Below are 869 nucleotides of genomic sequence, written 5' to 3' on the forward strand. Positions count from 1 at the left end.
GGCTCCGTGACTGTTGCGGCGCCTGGCGATGACGTGTTCATCGATAAGAGCACCCAGACGGTCAAGATCACTGACACTGCTGGCGGCAACTTCGAGAAGCTGGAAGTGGCTGGTGATGGTGCAACTACGACCATCAACGACACTATCGATAAGGTGGATGTCGTGTTGACCGCCACCACCACCGTTGGTGAAGGCGGCAACATCGTTTACACCGCGTCGCTGGTCGACAAGTCGGGTAATGCGGTGACTAACATCACCAACCCGCTGACCGTGACCTTGGATAATGGCCAGACCATTACCATCGGTGTGAACCAGTCCAGCGGCAACGCCACAGTTGTAGCTCCGGATGACGTGTACAAGGGCGACCAGACCGTCACTACCGCTATTACTAATGTGACTGGCGGCGAGCACTTCGAAAATTTGGTGCCAGGTACCACACCGGTCAGCACCACCGTCACCGACACTCCGGGTACCGATAACACCACCACCGTCACGTTAACCGCGCCAAGTGAAGTCAATGAAGGTGGTCAAATCACCTACACCGCCACCTTGAGCAACAAGGCCGGTACTGACGTAACGCTGAAGTTGGATAACGGTTCATCTATCACCATCAAAGCTGGTGACACCGTTGGCTCCGTGACTGTTGCGGCACCAAGCGATGACGTGTTCATCGATAAGAGCACTCAGACGGTCAAGATCACTGACACCACTGGCGGTAACTTCGAGAAGCTGGAAGTTGCAGGCGACGGCGCAACCACCACGATCAACGACACCATCGATAAGGTGGATGTGGTTCTGACCGCCACCACCACCGTCGGCGAAGGCGGCAACATCGTCTACACCGCCAGCCTTGTGGATAAAAACGGCGC

Annotated in this window: 1 protein-coding gene; it reads left to right on the forward strand. The window is 56.0% G+C overall.

Annotated features, from left to right (window positions below; all coding sequences use genetic code 11):
- Nucleotides 1-869 (forward strand): immunoglobulin-like domain-containing protein (locus AOA62_RS25750; RefSeq protein WP_368665715.1); only part of this gene is annotated, 869 nt, incomplete at both ends.

Source organism: Pseudomonas sp. 2995-3, assembly GCF_002742565.1.
In the GTDB taxonomy this organism is placed as follows: Bacteria; Pseudomonadota; Gammaproteobacteria; order Pseudomonadales; family Pseudomonadaceae; genus Aquipseudomonas; species Aquipseudomonas edaphica.